The sequence below is a fragment of the Psychrobacter proteolyticus genome (genome assembly GCF_003350005.1).
Classification (GTDB): Bacteria; Pseudomonadota; Gammaproteobacteria; order Pseudomonadales; family Moraxellaceae; genus Psychrobacter; species Psychrobacter proteolyticus.
The window spans coordinates 834,127-853,647 of record NZ_QLKS01000001.1; the positions used below are offsets into that span (position 1 = coordinate 834,127).

14 protein-coding genes are annotated in these 19,521 nt (G+C 44.7%); 8 read left to right on the forward strand and 6 right to left on the reverse strand.

What is annotated here, in order from left to right:
- Positions 1-84: 84 nt before the first annotated feature.
- Together DXK30_RS03420 and DXK30_RS03425 are read right to left on the reverse strand one after the other, a co-directional pair.
- Positions 85-1,233, reverse strand: coding sequence for a type I glyceraldehyde-3-phosphate dehydrogenase (locus DXK30_RS03420; protein WP_114700684.1), 1,149 nt, complete (start codon positions 1,231-1,233; stop codon positions 85-87).
- Between the two features lie 158 nt (positions 1,234-1,391).
- Positions 1,392-3,329, reverse strand: coding sequence for an AAA family ATPase (locus DXK30_RS03425; protein ID WP_114700458.1), 1,938 nt, complete (start codon positions 3,327-3,329; stop codon positions 1,392-1,394).
- Positions 3,330-3,655: 326 nt separating this feature from the next.
- Between DXK30_RS03425 and exaC the strand changes: the two genes are divergently transcribed.
- From exaC to DXK30_RS03465, 8 genes are all read left to right on the forward strand, one after another.
- Positions 3,656-5,182, forward strand: a complete 1,527-nt coding sequence (gene exaC, locus DXK30_RS03430; protein ID WP_114700459.1) for an acetaldehyde dehydrogenase ExaC — start codon at positions 3,656-3,658, stop codon at positions 5,180-5,182.
- 157 nt (positions 5,183-5,339) lie between these two features.
- The gene (locus DXK30_RS03435) at positions 5,340-5,666 is read left to right on the forward strand and encodes a DUF779 domain-containing protein (RefSeq protein ID WP_057761120.1); all 327 of its coding nucleotides are present in this window, start codon (positions 5,340-5,342) and stop codon (positions 5,664-5,666) included.
- Between the two features lie 190 nt (positions 5,667-5,856).
- A complete protein-coding gene (locus DXK30_RS03440) occupies positions 5,857-7,485 on the forward strand; it encodes a GMC family oxidoreductase (RefSeq protein WP_114700460.1) in 1,629 nt (542 codons plus the stop codon).
- Positions 7,486-7,943: 458 nt separating this feature from the next.
- Positions 7,944-9,584 carry an ABC transporter substrate-binding protein gene (locus DXK30_RS03445; protein WP_114700461.1) on the forward strand — a complete coding sequence of 547 codons (1,641 nt, stop codon included), beginning with the start codon at positions 7,944-7,946 and terminating at the stop codon, positions 9,582-9,584.
- Between the two features lie 203 nt (positions 9,585-9,787).
- Positions 9,788-10,804, forward strand: coding sequence for an ABC transporter permease (locus DXK30_RS03450; protein ID WP_114700462.1), 1,017 nt, complete (start codon positions 9,788-9,790; stop codon positions 10,802-10,804).
- 133 nt (positions 10,805-10,937) lie between these two features.
- Positions 10,938-11,852 carry an ABC transporter permease gene (locus DXK30_RS03455; RefSeq protein ID WP_114700463.1) on the forward strand — a complete coding sequence of 305 codons (915 nt, stop codon included), beginning with the start codon at positions 10,938-10,940 and terminating at the stop codon, positions 11,850-11,852.
- Between the two features lies 1 nt (position 11,853).
- On the forward strand, positions 11,854-12,726 hold the full coding sequence (locus tag DXK30_RS03460) for an ABC transporter ATP-binding protein (protein ID WP_240314053.1): 873 nt from the start codon (positions 11,854-11,856) through the stop codon (positions 12,724-12,726).
- Between the two features lie 72 nt (positions 12,727-12,798).
- Entirely contained in the window at positions 12,799-13,770 is a 972-nt protein-coding gene (locus tag DXK30_RS03465) for a peptide ABC transporter ATP-binding protein (protein WP_114700464.1), read from the forward strand.
- 12 nt (positions 13,771-13,782) lie between these two features.
- Here the strand turns inward: DXK30_RS03465 and DXK30_RS03470 are convergent, their stop codons facing one another.
- From DXK30_RS03470 to serS, 4 genes are all read right to left on the reverse strand, one after another.
- Positions 13,783-14,817, reverse strand: a complete 1,035-nt coding sequence (locus DXK30_RS03470; protein WP_114700465.1) for an NERD domain-containing protein — start codon at positions 14,815-14,817, stop codon at positions 13,783-13,785.
- Positions 14,818-14,892: 75 nt separating this feature from the next.
- Positions 14,893-15,549 (reverse strand): LysE family translocator, encoded by a 657-nt coding sequence (locus tag DXK30_RS03475; RefSeq protein ID WP_055125127.1) that lies wholly within the window; start codon positions 15,547-15,549, stop codon positions 14,893-14,895.
- A 132-nt stretch (positions 15,550-15,681) separates the two neighbouring features.
- Positions 15,682-17,679 carry a transketolase gene (tkt, locus tag DXK30_RS03480; protein WP_114700466.1) on the reverse strand — a complete coding sequence of 666 codons (1,998 nt, stop codon included), beginning with the start codon at positions 17,677-17,679 and terminating at the stop codon, positions 15,682-15,684.
- A gap of 295 nt (positions 17,680-17,974) precedes the next feature.
- Entirely contained in the window at positions 17,975-19,261 is a 1,287-nt protein-coding gene (serS, locus tag DXK30_RS03485) for a serine--tRNA ligase (protein WP_114700467.1), read from the reverse strand.
- Positions 19,262-19,521 lie beyond the last annotated feature (260 nt).

Consider the following 19,521-nt stretch of genomic DNA (forward strand, 5'->3'; position numbering starts at 1 on the left):
ATCATTATATAGATATCATTTTATAATGCAAGCCCCTAAACTAAAAAAATCCAATTAATTTTCGAATACTTGTAAATTGGTGCATTATCGCTTGCTTGAGGCCAGATGTAAGCACATATCGAGCAGCCTATTGGCATAACCCCATTCATTATCGTACCATGCAAAAACCTTATATTGACTGCCTACTTGCATAAGCTGTTGCCCATCAATAATTAGTGACTCAGTCTGATGGATAAAATCACTAGATACCAGTGGCTCATCGGTATAAGCCATGATGTCATGCAGATGTGCCTGACTGGCAGACTTGAGTACCTCTCGCACTGTCTCGACATCGACATCTGGCGTATCAAATACAAAGGTGACATCAATCGCAGCCACGTCGATAGTGGGCACCCGTATCGAGTGTCCATTTATCTTGCCGACCATGGCTGGTAGCACCCGCTCTGTCGCAGCGATACTGCTGGACGTCGTTGGGATAATATTATAGCCAGAAGCGCGCGCCCGTCTTGGGTCTCGATGTGCTTGATCCAATACCGTCTGATCAGCAGTGACTGCATGAATCTCTGTCATCATGGCGGACTGCACACCAAACGCCTTGTCTAGCGTATCCATCAACGGTACCAATGCCTGCGTGGTACAAGAAACACTAGAAATAATCGGTAGCTCAAGCGTAAGCGCATCGGTATTCACGCCCATGACGATACAGGCATCCACATCGTCAAATGGCGCGGCACCGATAATTACTTGCTGCGCGCCAGCATCAATATGTAGCATCGCTTGTTCATACGAGCGAAAATGCCCAGTGCATTCTAAAACCACATCGACACCCAGCGCCTGCCAAGGTAAATTTTTAGGATCAGGCTCAGACAGCATATTGATGCAGTAAGTCAGGTTGTTCTTGGTCAGACAGAGCTCAGTCTTGCTCGTATCACCTGACTCACTCTCTACAATTTCAGCATTTACCCCTAATCGACTGAGGCGGCCATGGGTGCTATCAAACTTTAATAAATGCAGCAAGATATCCGCTGGCGCTAAGTCATTAATTGCCACCACATGAATCGCACGGCCTAACACTTCAAAGCGCTCTAGCAAAGCGCGAAGTACATTGCGCCCTATACGACCAAAGCCATTGATAGCGACTCTCAGTGGCTGTGTGTGCTCACCAGTAGCACGGAACGTCGCCGCTATCGGGTCAGAGGTCAATTGATAAGTAGCGCTCGAAAAATCAGGCATAACATTGGACATAAAAGGTATCGCTATAAATGGGGGTAAAAACTGAGCGTTATCACGTTGAATGCGCTAATGACTGCTGAATGCTAAAAATAGCAAAAATAAAGCCTATAAAACTAAAGATAGTGGAGTTATAGGCAATAAAGCAGCAAGCAGCAAAACTACGGCGTGATAAAAATCAATGCGAGGCGAATGGTATTGTAGTCAATGCTTTGCTTAAGATGATCATACATCGGACGCAGCTTGATGCTACCGTCATCATTGAAGTCATTTGGATTATTGGCGACTTTAATAGCGACATAGGCATTGCCAACGGCTGTCATTACCTCATCATCTGGACGCAAATGATCACAGGCAAGACTTAGATCTTGTGATTTTAGGTCAGCAATATGACGCATGATAGTCGACTGTGACAACTGACGCGCTTGTGAAATCTCCGCAATGGTCAAACTCTCTTCTAACAACACTCTGGTCGCAAGTAGAGTACTGTCTGATTTGTCAGAGACCTGATTGCCTAATTTCTGTTTTTTATCGATTTTCGCTTGCTGTTGTTCGCGACGCTTCTTTTGTAGCGTGGCGTAAGCATCGATTACCGACTTGCTCAATGTCCCACCTGACTTCAGGACAAATTTTTCATGTGCCTGCTGCATGCTTTCTTCATCTAGCATCGCATAGTTGGCATCGGCTTCTTCAGACAGTACCAGAAACCGCTTGTCTGCACCACGAGCCAATGGATCGAGTTGCAAGCTCATGTCGTTCATACCTAAAAGCTGTAGGCCAGATAGAGACTTGAGGCGTGACAATGCCACATAACCTTGTCCCAACTCAAAGGTACGCGACAAATCGATTTCAGCCGCATCGAGGGTCATGCCCTGCGATTTATGGATAGTAATTGCCCATGCCAGACAGAGCGGCACTTGTAAGTAACTTGCTAGCACGTCACCCGTTTCATCTTCGATAATCCACTCTTCAGGCTCAGCGATAACTTCTCGTCCTGAATTAAGCCGCACGACAGGCATTTTCTGGGTCGTTGGTTTCTTCGACTTTGGTTTTTCCTTGTCTTTCTTAGCAGCGGACTTTTTACCTTTTGTCGTTTTTTCGCCAGCAGCATCCTCATCAACGTCATCGTTGCTATCGTCTTCGATTAACGCGTCACTACTGTCTTTATCATCTATTTTTACAGCAGCAAACCCAATCAACTCGCCCATCGTTCCGTTAGAGACACCAAGCTCAGCATTGTTTTTGATAAACATGACCTTGGCGCCGACTTTGAGAATCAGCTCGTCTTGGGTTCGCACGGTCTTTTTTAGCGTCTCAACCAGCTTACTATCGCCTGTCGCCGTCGCCTCAAAACGCATCATCTCGCCATCTAGAGACGCCAGTTCTTTGTCATTGATTTTATTGACGTTGAGATTGTGGGTATAGAGACGCGTACGCTTTATATCGACGCTTTGATCATAAGTCGCTTCTAAAGCGGCAATCGCCTCAAAGGTCACTTCCTGACGGCGGATTTGGTTAAGAATATCATCCAAATCGAGTCCACCATTGGCTGCATCGCTGACTTGACGATGCTGCTCAGACAAGTAGCAAATATGGAACTTGGCATCGAGCCACGCCTCAGACATAAAGGCAAACTTTTCACGATTCGTCTCGCCTTTACTGCCAATCGGCGGTAACTGAAAGAAGTCTCCTGCGACTACCACCTGAATACCACCAAACGCTTTGTCATTTTTGCGAATATGCTTGAGCACTTGGCTGACCAAGTTAAGCTGTTTGGCATGTAGCATTGATATCTCGTCAATGACCAAGACCGCAGTATCTTTCAATCTGTCTGCTAAGAACTGCTTGCGTGATAAGGTGGACAAATCTCGATCAGTCAGCTCATCTTTGATACCGATGCCTGACCAGCTATGAATCGTCGTGCCGTTCATATGCGTTGCGGCAATACCCGTACTGGCTGTCACCGCAACAGGGACGCGGCGGGCGCGTAAATAATCGATGTATTGATTGAGAGTATAAGTCTTACCTGAACCTGCTGAGCCGGTCAAAAAGACGTTTTGACCTGTTTTTAGGATATCAAGAGCAGAAGATTGACGCATAGATCCAAACCAACCAATATTATGAAGAAGAAATAGTACAAAAAGAAATCCGCCATGATTAACTCAATAACCATAGCCAGCCAAAATAGATGCTCACAATTATAACAGCTGCATACCGTTTGCGAACCATTTTAACCGACTCATATCACATAACTTAAAGTTATACGATACAAAATATATCATTATAAAAAGTCATTATCGTTCTGCTAAAAAGCTCAGTACGATAGGATGATAACTTGGTTAGGAAGACCAAGAATGTATTTTTAAATGGTCATACGTAAGTAACCATATTTTAAATAACCATAATACACAACAAGGAGTGGTTAATGTTATACGCTTATCCCAATACTGAAAACAGTCCCGTCCAATTCCGCGAAAAATACGATAACTTTATTAATGGTGAGTGGACCCCTCCTGTCGATGGCGAGTACTTTGACAACCCAAGTCCTATCGATGGTAAAACTATTTGCCAAGTCGCCCGTTCAAAAGAAGCAGATATCGAAAAAGCCCTAGATGCCGCGCATGCTGCCAAAGACGCTTGGGGCAAAACCAGCGTCGCTGAACGTGCCAATTTACTATTAAAAATCGCAGATAGCATGGAAGCTAACTTAGAAGCGATCGCTATTGCTGAATGCTACGAAAATGGTAAGCCTGTGCGCGAAACCTTAATGGCAGATATTCCACTAGCTATCGATCAATTCCGTTATTTCGCCAGTGCCATCCGCGCACAAGAAGGCGGTATCAGTCAAATTGATGAAGACACCGTTGCTTACCATTTCCATGAGCCGCTAGGCGTTGTCGGGCAGATTATCCCATGGAACTTCCCTATTCTAATGGCAGTATGGAAAATCGCCCCTGCTTTAGCCGCTGGTAACTGTATCGTTATGAAGCCTGCTGAACAAACGCCTGCCTCTATACTATATATGTTAGAAGCGATCGGTATCGCTGATATCTTGCCAAAAGGCGTCCTAAACATTGTTAATGGCTTTGGTGTCGAAGCTGGTAAACCACTTGCCTCTAACCCACGTATCAATAAAGTCGCCTTCACTGGTGAAACCACCACTGGTCGCCTCATCATGCAATACGCCAGTGAAAACATCATTCCCGTGACACTAGAGCTTGGTGGCAAAAGCCCAAATATTTTCTTTGCAGATGTCATGGATGAAGACGATGACTTCTTGGACAAAGCGGTCGAAGGCCTAGTCATGTTTGCGCTTAACCAAGGCGAGGTCTGTACATGTCCATCACGTGCGCTCGTACACGAGAGCATCTATGACGAATTTATCAAACGCTGTATCGCTCGTGTCGAAGCCATCAAAATGGGCAACCCACTAGATACCGAGACCATGATTGGCGCACAAGCCAGCTCAGATCAGTTAGAGAAGATTTTATCTTATCTTGATATCGGTAAAAAAGAAGGCGCAAAAGTCCTAGTCGGTGGTGATCAAGCCAAACACGATGGCGACCTAGCAGATGGCTACTATGTTAAGCCAACTATCTTTGAAGGCACCAATGACATGCGCGTGTTCCAAGAAGAAATCTTTGGACCTGTGCTCGCTGTCACCACCTTTAAAGACGACGAAGAAGCTATGCAAATTGCCAACGATACGCTATATGGTCTAGGCGCTGGTGTTTGGACACGTAGCGTACATAAGGCCTATCGTTTTGGGCGTGGTATTCAAGCAGGCCGCGTATGGACCAACTGCTATCACCTATATCCATCACATGCGGCATTCGGTGGCTATAAGCAATCAGGTATCGGCCGCGAAAACCATCTGATGATGCTTGATCATTATCAGCAAACCAAAAACATGCTGGTTTCGTACAGCCCTAAAAAAATGGGTTTCTTCTAATCTAACCTTTGAATACATGACAGTACTTAGAAAACAAATGCAATCTGTCGCAAGATAGGTTGCATTTTCACTTTAAGAAGTCGTAAAAAGCCATATTTTGAATAATAGCTTTTTAGAATAGTATGGTTTTTCGACACTGATAGCATAGGAGTTGATTATGAAAATTGCAGCAACAGAGTCTTGTAAAGCGTTAATTGAGCTATTGAAATCCAAGCACGGTGAGCTAATGTTTCATCAATCAGGTGGCTGCTGCGATGGTAGCTCGCCCATGTGCTATCCATTAGGAGAGTTCAAAGTAGGTGGTCAGGATGTGTTAGTTGGTGAGCTTGCTGGTTGTCCATTCTATATGGGCAAGGCACAGTACAATTTATGGCAGCATACTGATCTCACCATTGATGTCGTCAATGGTCGCGGTGCGAGCTTTTCGTTAGAAATCCCTGAAGGCAAACGCTTTATCGTACGCTCAGAAATCTGTGCGATATAAGGACGTTTGGTGCAACATTAAGTAGCATTAATCTTAAATAATGTACCGAATATAACAGTCTTAGCTTGTCCTATGATATTGGCGCAAACAGATACCGCAGAGTCATTTTTATTTTATTATTTCAGCAAAATAATAGTTACTGTAAAGCGTACCCTATTTTAATTAGCATGGATGCTATAAGGAATATAAAATGGAATTTGACACAACATTTGACTATGTCATCGTCGGCGGAGGTTCGGCGGGTTGCGTGCTCGCTAGCCGTCTCACTGAAAACCCAGATATCAGTGTTTGTTTATTAGAATACGGCGGTGATGGCAAAGATCTAGCAGTACGCGTACCTGCTGGACTAATTCTGATGGTTCCTGGTAAACCGCTGAAATTGAACAATTGGTGCTTTCACACCACCCCGCAAGAGCACCTTAATAACCGTAAAGGTTTTCAGCCGCGTGGACAATGTCTGGGCGGCTCATCAGCTATCAATGCCATGATCTATACGCGTGGTAGTAAGCTAGATTATGAGCGCTGGGTGGAGCAAGGCTGTACTGGCTGGGGGTTTGACGATGTACTGCCTTATTTTATCAAAGCTGAAAATAACGTTCGTGGTAGCGACGACCTACATGGTGATAGCGGGCCGCTGCATGTTAGTGACCTACTCAGTCCACGCGATATCTCTAAGGCATTCGTAGAAGCTGCGATTGCCAATGGCTTAGATCATAACACCGACTTTAATAGCGAAAAGCAAGACGGTACAGGGTTGTATCAAGTCACTCATTTCCATGGTGAAAAACAAGGACAACGCTGCTCTGCCGCGGCCGCCTATCTACATCCTGTACAAAATCGCACCAACCTGACGGTTATCACTCATGCGCAGGCTAACCGTGTCATTATTGAAAACAATCAAGCGACAGGCGTCGTCTACGAAAAAGACGGCGTCGAACATACTGTCACGGCGCGTCATGAAGTCCTACTGTCAGGTGGCGCGTTTGGTTCACCCAAAGTTCTGATGCTCTCAGGTATTGGCCCTGCAGAGCATTTGCAGTCTCATGGTATCGATGTGGTAGTAGATGCACCTGAAGTCGGTGGCAATTTACAAGATCACTTAGACGTCGTCTTTGATTATGAGGTCAATACTACTGACGTCATCGGTATTGGCATGGCATCGATTTCGACATTAACCAAAAGTATTCGGCAATGGAGAAAGGACGGTACAGGGCTGCTGTCTACCAACTATGCAGAAGCAGGTGCGTTCTTTAGCGTCGGTGATGACCCAAAAGAGTGGCCAAACACACAGCTGCACTTTGTCATCTCACGCGTGATCGAGCATGGCCGCGATCTAAGACGTGGATTTGCTGTTTCTTGTCACAGTTGCTACTTACGACCTGAAAGTCGAGGTACTGTCAGATTGGACTCAGCTGATCCTTCTGACGCCGTCTTGATCGATCCAAACTATCTATCTCATCCAAAAGATGTAGAGTATATGGTAGCCGGTGCCGAACGTACTCGAGCCATTATGCAAGAGTCCGCACTCGCTAAATACATCACTGAAGACTACCCTGCCCCTTACCTCGAAAAAGATGGCATGCTCGGTTATATCCGAAATAAGTCAGATACCATCTATCACCCGGTAGGCACTTGCCGCATGGGCTCAGATGACAGCTCTGTGGTCGATTTAGAATTGAAGGTACGAGGTGTGAGTGGATTGCGAGTTATCGACGCTTCAGTGATGCCAACGCTTATTAGCGCAAATACCAATGCGCCAACTATTATGATTGCCGAAAAAATAGCCGATCTAATCAAGGCAAATCATAGCCATGTTTAATGCCCCAGTGGGCAAGTGTCTTATGGTTGAATACATTAAAGAGATATAACTTTATTATTTCTAATTGTTTACGATTAGTAAAATTAAAACCAATTAGCCATTTAAAAATATGTCTTTTTGTCACTTAGAACAGATAGACAATAAGTAGTGAAATTGAGCACTTTATATCTTATTGATGCTAAATACAGCAAGATTGTGCATTTCTTACCAAAATTAGTCTAATTATAGCTTGCATTATTACAGATTAAGAGAGTATATTCGAACGGCTGATTTATATTTTTAGTTTCTATCTATATAATTTAAAGTTATAACAACCTGTAATATGTTTTATTTTGTATATTAAATATTGTATAAACGGATACTTTAGAGGTCACTAAACGCTTGCTCATTGTATTCATGGTCGAATACGAACTAGGTAAATACATGAGTGACTACCTATCATTACATGGGACGTAATAATGCAAAAATCATTTTTTAAACTGACGATGTTGGCCACGCTTATCTTGGGTGTAAGCGCCTGTAGTGGAGACAACAAAACCACCGACGACTCTGCTGCCAGCTCAGACGCAAAAGCCGCCAAAACATTGCTTTATTGTTCAGAAGGTAGCCCTGCTGGTTTCGATCCAGCACAGTACACCGCGGGGACAGATTTTGATGCAAGCGCCTACCCTATTTATAACGGTTTGGTGCAGTTCAAAAGAGATGGTACTGAGGTTCAGCCAGGACTGGCTGAAAGCTGGGATATTAGCGAAGACGGCAAGACTTACACTTTTAACCTACGTAAAGGCGTCAAGTTCGGTAAAACGGATTATTTCACGCCAAGCCGCGACTTTAACGCAGACGACCTTATTTTTACGCTAGAACGTCTTACCAATCCAGACTTTGAATTCAACAAAGCCTATCCAGCTGAGTTCCCATATTCGGTTGGCATGGGACTACCTGATATTATTTCTAACATTGAAAAAGTTGACGATTACACGGTAAAGGTCACCCTAAGCGAGACCAACGCGCCATTTTTACAGAACTTAGCAATGCCGTTCGCTTATATCAACTCTGCTGAATATGCAGACAAGTTAATGGCTTCTGGTAATGCCGCTGACCTTAATACTAAACCGGTTGGTACTGGACCTTTTGTCTTTACTTCTTATCAGAAAGACGCGCAAATTCGTTATACCAAAAACCCAGACTATTGGGACAAAGATAACATCTATATCGACAACCTCGTGTTCGTTATCACCAAAGATTCAGCGGTTCGCGCACAAAAAGTTCAAGCTGGCGAATGTCATGTATCGGCATATCCAAAGCCTGCCGAAATTGAATCGGTCAAAAAATCAGGTAAAGTCACCGTTCTTGATCAACCAGGTTTTAACGTCGGCTATGTAGGCTACAACGTCGAAAAACCGAAGCTTAGTGATCTTAAAGTTCGTCAAGCATTAGATATGGCGATTAATAAAGACGCGATTATTAATGCCGTTTATCAAAGCGAAGGTCTAAAAGCGACCAACCCAATGCCACCTACGCAGTGGGGTTACGACGAGTCGCTTAAAGATGCGCCTTATGATGTTGAAAAAGCAAAAGCGCTAATCAAAGAAGCAGGTGCTGATAACATGAGCATCGACTTATGGTACATGCCTGTCCAACGTCCTTACAACCCCAATGCCAAACTAATGGCTGAAATGTTGCAAGCAGATTGGGCGAAGATTGGCGTTAATACCAAGCTGGTAACCTATGAGTGGGGCGAGTATCTAAAACGCGCTGCTAAAGGTGAGCCTGACGTGATCTTGGCAGGTTGGACTGGCGACAATGGTGATCCAGACAACTGGCTAGGCTCATTATTGTCTTGTGACGCGGTCGGTGGTAATAACTACTCACGCTGGTGTAATAAAGACTTTGATAATTTAGTGATGAAAGCGCGTCAGGTGACCAATCAAGATGAGCGTGTTAATGACTATGTGCAAGCTCAGCAAATATTCAAAGAGCAACTTCCTTGGACGACAATGGCGCATTCGGTAGTAACCGTATTCACTGCACCAAACGTTGTGGATTTCAAAATCAGTCCGCTTGGTGCCGTACGCTTCGATGGCGTGAAGGTCGAATAGCCTTAGCTAATTAAGTCCGGTACAACATGCACTATTATTTAATTTGTATTCGGCTGGCTCAGAATCTCTGATCCAGCCGAATTTATATGAGTTAAATACTTTTCATTTAAGTGCTTATCATTTAAGCACTTAAATGCATGGTCACGGACTACCTCATTCATTGCTACCACTCCACTCATTGAATCACAACTATTGAGCAGCCCATGCTACTTTATATTCTGCGCCGTATTGCCATTCTCATTCCTGTCTATCTTGGCTTAACGCTATCGACCTTTACGTTGATCCGTCTCGTACCGGGCGATGCTGTCGAGATCATGATGGGCGAGCGTATGGTCGATCCAGAGCTACATGCTCGCGCCTTAGAAAGACTTGGATTAGATAAACCACTCGTTGTCCAATATTGGGACTATTTGACGGGTATATTGACCGGTGACTTTGGTCAGTCTTTCCGTACTCGTTCTCCTGTATTACAAGACTTTTTTGCTCACTTCGTACCAACCTTAGAGCTAGCGTTGTGCGCGATTGTCATTGCTAGTGTTATTGGTGTTAGCTTAGGCATCTTTGCCGCCTTACGCCGTGGTACTTGGATTGACTATACCCTGATGTCAGGAGCACTGGCAGGATACTCTATGCCCATCTACTTATTGGGGCCTATCCTAACGGGTATATTCGCTCACTATCTCGGCCTTTTACCCGTTGCTGGAGTAATTTCTGTCGCACAGTTCTTAGATGTCCAACCACTGTACGGTTCATGGTTACTTGGCTCTCTCACATCAGGAGAACCTGGCGCATTCTGGAATGTGGTCAAACACTTTATTTTACCTTCAATTGCCTTATCGACTATCCCACTCGCCATGATCGCGCGGATGACGCGCTCTGCGATGTTAGAGGTGTTGGATGAAGACTATGTACGTACTGCCAGAGCCAAAGGCTTATCACCACGCCGCGTGATAATGATACACGTGATGCGTAATGCTTTGATTACTGTGGTCACTGTTGTTGGCTTACAAATGGCGACGTTGCTTGCAGGCGCGATTATCACTGAGACTATCTTTAGCTGGCCGGGCGTTGGTAATTGGCTCCTCGATGGATTTTTCACTCGTGATTACCCCATTGTGCAAAACGGTATTTTATTGGTCGCCACTGCCCTGATTTTGGTCAGTTTATTTATTGATATTTTGTATGGTCTGATCAATCCACGTATTCGACATACCTCTTAATTTCACATTGATAAATACTCATATTATAAATAGTGATGATTGGCGCTCAAGTGATGTTTTAGCAATGCTTAGTACTTTTTTGGGAATAAGATTCTAAAAAATGTCACTGCGCTAGCCACTATAGGAACTGCTCATGAAGCCTTCTGTTCTCCCCTCTGATGTCAACCTCATGGCCGCCACACCGCCATCGTCTTGGCAGCTATTTTTATCGACGTTTTGCCGCAATAAAGGCGCGGTACTTGGTTTTATTGTATTGGCATTGATGGTCATCATTGCCATACTCGCGCCCACTATTGCACCCCATGACCCTTATGAATTATTTACCGGCCAAGAGCAATTACCGCCAGCTTTCTTGAGTGGCGGCGATGCGATGTTTTGGCTAGGTACTGATGATGCCGGACGAGATACCTTGTCTCGGGTGATGTATGGCGCGCGTTATTCTCTGTTTATTGGTCTGAGCGCTACGACCCTTGCCATGCTGGTCGGGATTTCATTAGGACTTAGTGCCGCATTTTGGCCCAAGGTTTGGGGCAAAGCAGTCATGCTGGTCAATGATATTTTGATGTCTTATCCCAGCTTACTATTGGCCATCATTATTGCCGCTATCTTAGGGCCATCTATGACCAATACGATTATTACGATTGCACTGGTCTGTACGCCGCCCTTTATTCGTCTGACTCGCGCCACCGCGATGGTAGAGCTACAACGTGAGTACTTTATCGCCTCGCAGGTGATGGGTGCGGGCGTACTTCGCCTATTGTTTATCACCATTTTGCCCAACTGTATGGCGCCGCTTATCGTACAAGCAACGATGATTTTCTCTTCTGCTATTTTAGAAGCGGGTGCGATTGGTTTCTTAGGCTTTGGTGTACAGCCACCTGATGCTGAATGGGGCGCGATGCTCGGTACGGCTCGTCAGTATATTCAAAGTAATGTTTGGCTAGCTATTTGGCCAGGTGTCGCTATCTTCTTGGCTGCATTGTCGATTAACTTGACCGGTGATGGCCTGCGTGACGCGCTCGATCCCAAATTAAAGCAGGTGACCTAAGATGACTGAACCATTAATTAAAACACCTACCACTCACACTTCTATGAATGGCGCATCAACAAAAGAATCACCGTTGCTGTTAGATATTGAAAATCTGTCGGTCACTTTTGGTCAAGGAAGGCGTGCCTTTCGTGCCGTCGATGATGTGTCGTTAAAAATCACACAAGGTGAAGTCATCGCCGTCGTGGGTGAATCCGGCTCAGGCAAGTCGGTCACTATGATGGCGCTGATGGGACTATTGCCGCCGTCTGCGACCGTCCGTGCCAAGCGGGTGATGTTTGATGATAAAGATATGCTCAGTATGCCTGCCAAAGAAAAACGCGGCATCATTGGCAAAGACATCTCTATGATTTTTCAAAACGCCATGTCTTGCCTCAATCCAAGCTTTACCGTTGAGATGCAGTTGGGTGAAGTACTACGTAAGCATCTAGGTCTACGCGGTGCCGCAGTACAGGCACGTATATTAGAGCTGCTAGAACTGGTCGAAATGCCTGACGCCAAAAACCGACTCAAAGTCTATCCGCATCAACTCTCAGGTGGCATGAGCCAGCGCGTTATGATTGCAATGGCGCTTGCTTGCGAACCAAAACTGCTCATCGCAGATGAACCGACTACGGCTCTGGATGTCACCGTACAAGCGCAAATCATGGATTTGCTCGGTCGATTGCAACGTGAAAAACAAATGGCGATGGTTTTGATTACTCATGATCTAGGCCTTGTCGCACAAAACTCACGTGATGTTGCGGTCATGTATGCTGGACAAGTGGTTGAAACCAGTACCGTGCCAGAGATTTTTCAACATCCTGCACACCCTTATACAGAGGCGCTATTACAAGCCATTCCTGACACCTATTTTGGATACACCGAATGGTAAGGTACGCTGTATTCATGCTGATCCTTCTTCTCGCAACCCTATCTCTCACGCTGCTATTTTGGAGTCACAAGTATGAGCAATAAAGTGGTTTTAAAAGCAGACAATTTACACAAGCATTACCCAGTATCGCAAGGATTGGGTAAACCAAAAGCGTATGTCAAAGCCCTAAACGGTATCTCATTCGAGCTTGAAGCTGGCAAGACACTCGCCGTCGTTGGTGAGTCAGGCTGCGGCAAATCCACCCTTGCCCGCCAGTTAACGCTAATCGAAGCGCCTACGCAGGGCGAGCTATTTATCAATGATGAAGGCACCACTGGCTATAGCAGAAAAGCGTTAAAAGAGCTACGTACCGAAATTCAAATGGTCTTCCAAAACCCTTATGGTAGCTTAAACCCGCGTCATACTATCGCCTATCAACTGACGGAGCCGTTGGATATTCATACCAATCTGTCTAAAGAAGAAAAGCGTGACAAAATCAACGAGATGATGAGAAATGTCGGCCTACGTCCTGAACATGCTGGACGTTTTCCACATATGTTTTCAGGAGGTCAGCGCCAGCGGATTGCCCTCGCCCGCGCCATGATGCTCAATCCCAAAATTGTCGTGGCTGATGAGCCGACCTCCGCACTCGATGTTTCCATTCAGGCGCAGGTTCTAAATCTATTTATGGATTTGCAGGATGAGTATCGTACCGCTTACGTCTTTATCTCGCACAATTTGTCGGTCGTGCGCCACGTCGCTGATGATGTGATGGTCATGTATTTGGGTCAAGCTGTTGAACACGGCCCCAAAGAAGCGATTTATAACGCGCCAAAACATCCGTATACCATCGCGTTACTGGCGGCTGCACCAACGGTAAATGGCCATAAAAATGATTTGACCCTACAAGGTGAGCTACCAAGTCCGCTTAATCCACCAAGTGGCTGCGCCCTACATAAACGCTGCCCCTATGCCAAGCAGCAATGCAGCGAAATAGAGCCACAACTGCGCGAATGGGACGGTCGATTGGTTGCTTGTTTACGTTTAGAAGAGATATATGGTTAAGGTGATTAACGACTAATCAATATTTACCACACCGCGACACTTAGGAAATTGACTACAACCAAAAAAGGTCTGACCTTGATTCAGGCCTTTTTTTGCTACTCTCTTAATCATCTCACCGTTACACCTTGGACAGATTGGTATTTGGACAAGATTAGCGGCATTGTCTGTCGCTTCAATTATCGCAGGTTCATTAACTTTTGGCTCAGACTCTACAACCTCAAACGGCGTTATAAACACTTTATTGGCCATATCATGCGACATACTGGTATGTGGTGTAATTGTTTGCTTGGTTTCCAGATTATTAACGGGTAACTCGCTAGATTCAATCTCAGTTTGACCAGACCATCGATGTACTTCCCTACTTTTTAGGGTAGCTCGTTTAGGGGTTTCTTTTACGATCGGCTCTGGCGTAGGCTTAATAGCCACTTTAGCAACTGGTTTATCATTAGCGTTACTTCTAGGCTTTTTATTTGATGGGCTATGCTTGTCTTTGAGATATGCTTTATGCTGTCGATTGGTGCGCCACGACTTACTAAATCTATTGCTTTCTATCTGCTCGACAATTGATATAACCTCGTTTTCAGTCAGTAGCTTATTTTGTTTCTTCTTAACATAAGAGACCATACCACTCGTCAATACGTGTTCGGGCAACTCATCGCGGGTTTTTAGCTCACATTCACCGATGAAGGCAATCATCGAATGAAAGTAGCTCAGCTCCAAACCTAATAAATCTGCGAGCGTCTTAATGTGCAAGTAGTTTTGGCGCAATGGGTTTTGGAATTTGAATTTACTTCCATTAGGAAAGGCTTGCGTCCACTGCCCTTGTTTCTCGCTACCATATATCCAGCCTTTATAGTTCTTGGTTTCGATGACAAAGATACCGTATACAGAAACGATAATATGATCGATTTGTGTACTGCCGCCATTGGCTCGTGGCAAAGTAATACCGTTTAATCGGTGGTAAACATCTTTTTCAAGCTTTAACCACATGGCGACATTGATAACGGTCTCGCCTAGAAAGCCTTTAAAGGTGGATTTGATGGACATGGTTTTTTTCTTGAAAGTGGTTATGAAAAAATAAATAACGTTCAATATCAATATACTAATTACTTTTGGTTAAAATTACCGATCTACAATTGCTGTTCTGACGATAGTTAAACCAATGACGCCAAGCAATGCCCCTGTAACTTTATCGATGTAATAAGCAACTTGGGTAAATTTAGCGCGTACTTTGCGAGTCGACAATAGAAATATGACAGCAGTGTCCCACGCGAATACCACAACAGTCATCCAAATACCTAAGCCCAATTTGAACACAAAACTTATTTCTGGTGTCAACACTACAGTGAATAAACTGAGATAAAAGAGTAGATTTTTAGGATTAAATATTCCAGACAAAAACCCTGCAGTAAATTCTTTTAAAAAAGTTGTCTTAGGTATATTTGAATGGGCTGATTGGGCTACCTGAAATTGGTCATACGCATCTTTTCGTGCACGTAACGCCTGTATCCCAAGGTACATTAAAAACAACCCACCAATGATTTTTAGCGTAATCATAATAGGTGCAGAGGCGGCTAAAATTGAGCCAACACCAATTAGACATAGACCAATGTACACTGCATTAGCAAAGGTGATACCGAGCGCAACCCCTATTGCATCTTTACTGTCGTTCTTAATCGCACTCTTTACGATCAATACAAAATCTGGTCCAGGACTCAATAGTGCAAGAAAATGCGCCAAGCCGACCGTGATAAAAATACTCAACAAATCCCAGTTCATAATTATTCCGTACTCTGTTTTTTTTAATTATGGACTAAATACCACTATGAATACACTGATTATTTAGCCAATAAAAAAAGCCACCAGATTTCTCTAGTGGCTCTTTTTTAAACACTAACTAAGTTAGGTTTATTACACCAAACTATTTACCGCTTCGACCACAGCATCAGTCGTAATACCAAACTCTTTATACAAGTCACTTGCAGGAGCAGATTCGCCATAAGTCGTCATACCGATGACTTTGCCATCTAGACCAACGAACTTATACCAGTAATCTACATGCGCGGCTTCTACTGCGACGCGAGCACGAATATTGGCAGGTAATACGGCTTCGCGATAGCTAGCATCTTGCTCAACGAAAATCTCTGCACATGGCATAGACACCACACGGACACCAACACCATTTGCGCTCAATGCTTGATACGCTTCCATCGCAAGGCCAACTTCTGAACCAGTAGCGATGATGATCGCTTGTAGCTCGCCTTGTTCTTTCGCAAGCACATAACCACCTTTGGTGATGTTCGCTACTTGCTCGCTGTCGCGCGCTTGATGCGGCAGACTCTGACGGCTAAAGATCAATGCTGATGGGTTATTTTCTGATTTGATCGCTTCTACCCAAGCACTAGCAGACTCGGTCGCATCGCACGGACGCCATGTACGTAGATTTGGCGTGGTACGTAGGCTAGTCAATTGCTCAACTGGCTGATGCGTTGGGCCATCTTCACCCAGACCGATAGAGTCATGCGTATAGACATGGATGACGCGCTGCTTCATGAGTGCGCCCATACGTACTGCGTTACGTGCGTATTCCATAAACATCAGGAACGTCGCTACGTAAGGGATAAAGCCGCCATGCAATGCGATACCATTGGCAATCGCAGTCATACCAAACTCGCGTACGCCGTAATAGATATAGTTACCGTCAGCGTCTTTTTCGATGCCTTTAGCGCCTTTGAATAGCGTCAGGTTTGAACCAGCTAGGTCGGCTGAACCGCCCAATAGTTCTGGCAATAATGGCTGCAAGCTGTTGATAGCATTTTGGCTGGCTTTACGACTAGCGACATCACCGCCCGCTTCTTGCGTTTGCTGAATATAGGCTTGCGCTTGGCTAGCAAAGTCATCAGGCAACTCGCCATTTAGACGACGTGATAGTTCTGCTGCAAGCTCTGGATAGGCTTTTTTATATGCTTCAAAGTCCGCGTCCCAGTTCTTTTGCTGTACATCGCCTTTGGCTTTGGCATCCCATGCTTCATAGATTTCGTCATCTAATTCAAATGGGGCATGTTTCCAAGATAGCGCATCACGAGTCAAGGCAATCTCGTCATCACCAAGTGGAGCACCATGACTGGCTGCTAGACCTTGTTTGTTCGGGCTACCAGCACCAATTGTGGTTTTACAAATAATTAGACTTGGCTTAGTAGTCTCTGCAATCGCTTGCTCAGTTGCTTGTGTGATTGCATCAGTATCATGGCCATCGACTTTGATCACTTGCCAGCCGTATGACTCAAAGCGCACTTCAGTATCATCAGTGAACCAGCCTTCGACATTACCATCGATAGAGATGCCATTGTCATCGTAGAAGAATACCAATTTGCCAAGCGCCAACGTGCCAGCCAGTGAGCAAACTTCATGACTGATACCTTCCATCAAGCACCCATCGCCCAAGAACGCATAAGTATGATGATCGACGACGTTATGACCGTCACGGTTGAACTGTGCGGCTAGGGTTTTTTCTGCAATCGCAAAACCAACGGCATTAGCAATACCTTGTCCTAGTGGACCAGTCGTCGTTTCTACACCAGGCGTATAACCAAGTTCAGGATGCCCTGGGGTTTTTGAATGCAGCTGACGGAAACCTTTAAGGTCATCAACGCTCACATCATAACCTGATAAATGTAGCAATGAATAAATAAGCATCGAGCCATGACCGTTTGACAGTACAAAGCGATCACGGTTGTGCCAATTAGGATCAGCTGGATTGTGCTTCAAAAATTTGCGCCACAAAACTTCGGCAATATCAGCCATACCCATTGGCGCACCCGGATGTCCAGAGTTGGCTTTTTGAACCGCGTCAAACGACAGTACACGGATGGCATTGGCTAGTTTACGTTCGCTAATTGGAGCTGGCATAGAGTGTCCTAATATTCGAATGAGTCGTATAAAGATAAGAGGAGAGTTTACTCAGAGGATAATCCATCAAAAACGCGGCAGGCGTCCTCAATGGATAGGCTATAAAATAAAAATGCAATATTAACATATTTGCTATGAGCCTAGCCAAAAATGCGGTGACAAGACCGTTTATATTTAGCAATGACTCACATCAGTTTTGTTAAACGATAAGCAATGACGAACTTTGATTTAAGTTATAAATAACAAGCTGCGAGTGACCTAAGTGACAAGCAGCTCATTACTGATAGTCCATTTATTAAAATGAAATAGTCTCAGCACCGCCCATAAACGGACGCAATACTTCTGGAATCGTAATGCTACCATCAGCGTTTTGATGATTTTCCATCACTGCTAGTAGCGTACGACCCACCGCCAAACCTGAACCGTTCAAGGTATGAGCTAAGCTGGTTTGCTTGCCATCTTTGACACGCGTACCCATACGGCGCGCTTGGAAATCACCACAGTTAGAGCAGCTAGAGATTTCACGATAGGTATCTTGGCTCGGTAGCCATACTTCGATGTCATAGGTCTTTTGTGCGGCAAAACCCATATCACCCGTACATAGCTGTACTGTGCGGTATGGCAAGTTCAACTGCTGCAGGATATATTCAGCCTGTCCTGTCATCGCTTCTAATAGGTCATCGGACTGATCGCTAGTACCGACATTGACCATTTCAACTTTTTCAAACTGATGCTGACGAATCAAGCCACGAGTATCACGCCCGTGTGAGCCAGCTTCACTACGGAAACATGGCGTATGCGCGGTGAATTTTAATGGCAACTCTTTAATATCCAAACGCTCGCCGCGTACCAAATTGGTCATTGGTACTTCAGCCGTTGGGATCAAATAAAAATCCATCTCATCATTATTCGTGTGGTTGCTTAATTTAAACAAATCATCTTCAAATTTAGGCAACTGACCTGTACCTTTTAAGCTATCGCTATTGACGATATAAGGCACATAGGTCTCAAGATAGCCGTACTTCATAGTATGCGTGTTCAACATGAATTGAATCAACGCGCGATGCAATTGCGCCAATTGACCTTTGAGCACGTTAAAACGGCTACCAGTCAATTTGGTCGCTGCCTCAAAGTCCAACATACCAAGCGTCTCACCGATATGTGTATGATCTTGAATTTCAAAATCAAACGTACGCGGCGTGCCCCATTTACGCACTTCTACGTTATCATCTTCTGACGTACCGACTGGTACATCCGCCGCCGGAATATTCGGAATTTGCAAAGCCGCTTGAGTGATGCGCTCTTGTAACGTACGTAGCTCGTCTTCAGCAGCTTTAATCTCACCGCTAACGCTTTGCATCTCAGCCAATAGCTCACTGGCATCTTCGCCTGATTTTTTTAGGGCACCTACTTGCTTAGCGCCAGCATTGCGGCGCGATTGCAACTCTTCGGTTTTTACTTGTAGAGACTTGCGCTCGTTTTCAATCGTCTGCCAGAACTCCATATCAAGCTCATAACCACGGGTGGCTAGCTGCTGCTGTAGGTCGCTTAAATCGCCGCGTAAGAGTTTCGGATCAATCATAGTAGTTGCCTGTAACACTAAAGGTGAGTAAAAGGTTTAAAAGTATTATTAATAGGGTAATTGCCTAGCGTATCGCTATCACGGTCTTTGTGATAACTGGCTATGACGTTATGTTTTATATCAACATATCTTGTAGTCGCTATAATACCAAGACACGGCAGATTTGACCATGTTTTGGATATTTTTGGCTGCTTTTCGCTGTTTTTGTCTGACTTTCTCTAGGTTTTGTTCATTATGCTAATCGCTTATAGCAAGTTATT

What these genes read in the sequence shown, in the direction of transcription:
- DXK30_RS03440 (WP_114700460.1), top strand. Translation starts at nt 5,857, where the DNA reads ATGGAATTTGACACAACATTTGACTATGTCATCGTCGGCGGAGGTTCG.
- DXK30_RS03425 (WP_114700458.1), bottom strand. Translation starts at nt 3,329, where the DNA reads ATGCGTCAATCTTCTGCTCTTGATATCCTAAAAACAGGTCAAAACGTC.
- DXK30_RS03470 (WP_114700465.1), bottom strand. Translation starts at nt 14,817, where the DNA reads ATGTCCATCAAATCCACCTTTAAAGGCTTTCTAGGCGAGACCGTTATC.
- serS (WP_114700467.1), bottom strand. Translation starts at nt 19,261, where the DNA reads ATGATTGATCCGAAACTCTTACGCGGCGATTTAAGCGACCTACAGCAG.
- DXK30_RS03455 (WP_114700463.1), top strand. Translation starts at nt 10,938, where the DNA reads ATGAAGCCTTCTGTTCTCCCCTCTGATGTCAACCTCATGGCCGCCACA.
- DXK30_RS03435 (WP_057761120.1), top strand. Translation starts at nt 5,340, where the DNA reads ATGAAAATTGCAGCAACAGAGTCTTGTAAAGCGTTAATTGAGCTATTG.
- tkt (WP_114700466.1), bottom strand. Translation starts at nt 17,679, where the DNA reads ATGCCAGCTCCAATTAGCGAACGTAAACTAGCCAATGCCATCCGTGTA.
- DXK30_RS03460 (WP_240314053.1), top strand. Translation starts at nt 11,854, where the DNA reads ATGACTGAACCATTAATTAAAACACCTACCACTCACACTTCTATGAAT.
- DXK30_RS03420 (WP_114700684.1), bottom strand. Translation starts at nt 1,233, where the DNA reads ATGCCTGATTTTTCGAGCGCTACTTATCAATTGACCTCTGACCCGATA.
- DXK30_RS03445 (WP_114700461.1), top strand. Translation starts at nt 7,944, where the DNA reads ATGCAAAAATCATTTTTTAAACTGACGATGTTGGCCACGCTTATCTTG.
- DXK30_RS03465 (WP_114700464.1), top strand. Translation starts at nt 12,799, where the DNA reads ATGAGCAATAAAGTGGTTTTAAAAGCAGACAATTTACACAAGCATTAC.
- exaC (WP_114700459.1), top strand. Translation starts at nt 3,656, where the DNA reads ATGTTATACGCTTATCCCAATACTGAAAACAGTCCCGTCCAATTCCGC.
- DXK30_RS03475 (WP_055125127.1), bottom strand. Translation starts at nt 15,549, where the DNA reads ATGAACTGGGATTTGTTGAGTATTTTTATCACGGTCGGCTTGGCGCAT.
- DXK30_RS03450 (WP_114700462.1), top strand. Translation starts at nt 9,788, where the DNA reads ATGCTACTTTATATTCTGCGCCGTATTGCCATTCTCATTCCTGTCTAT.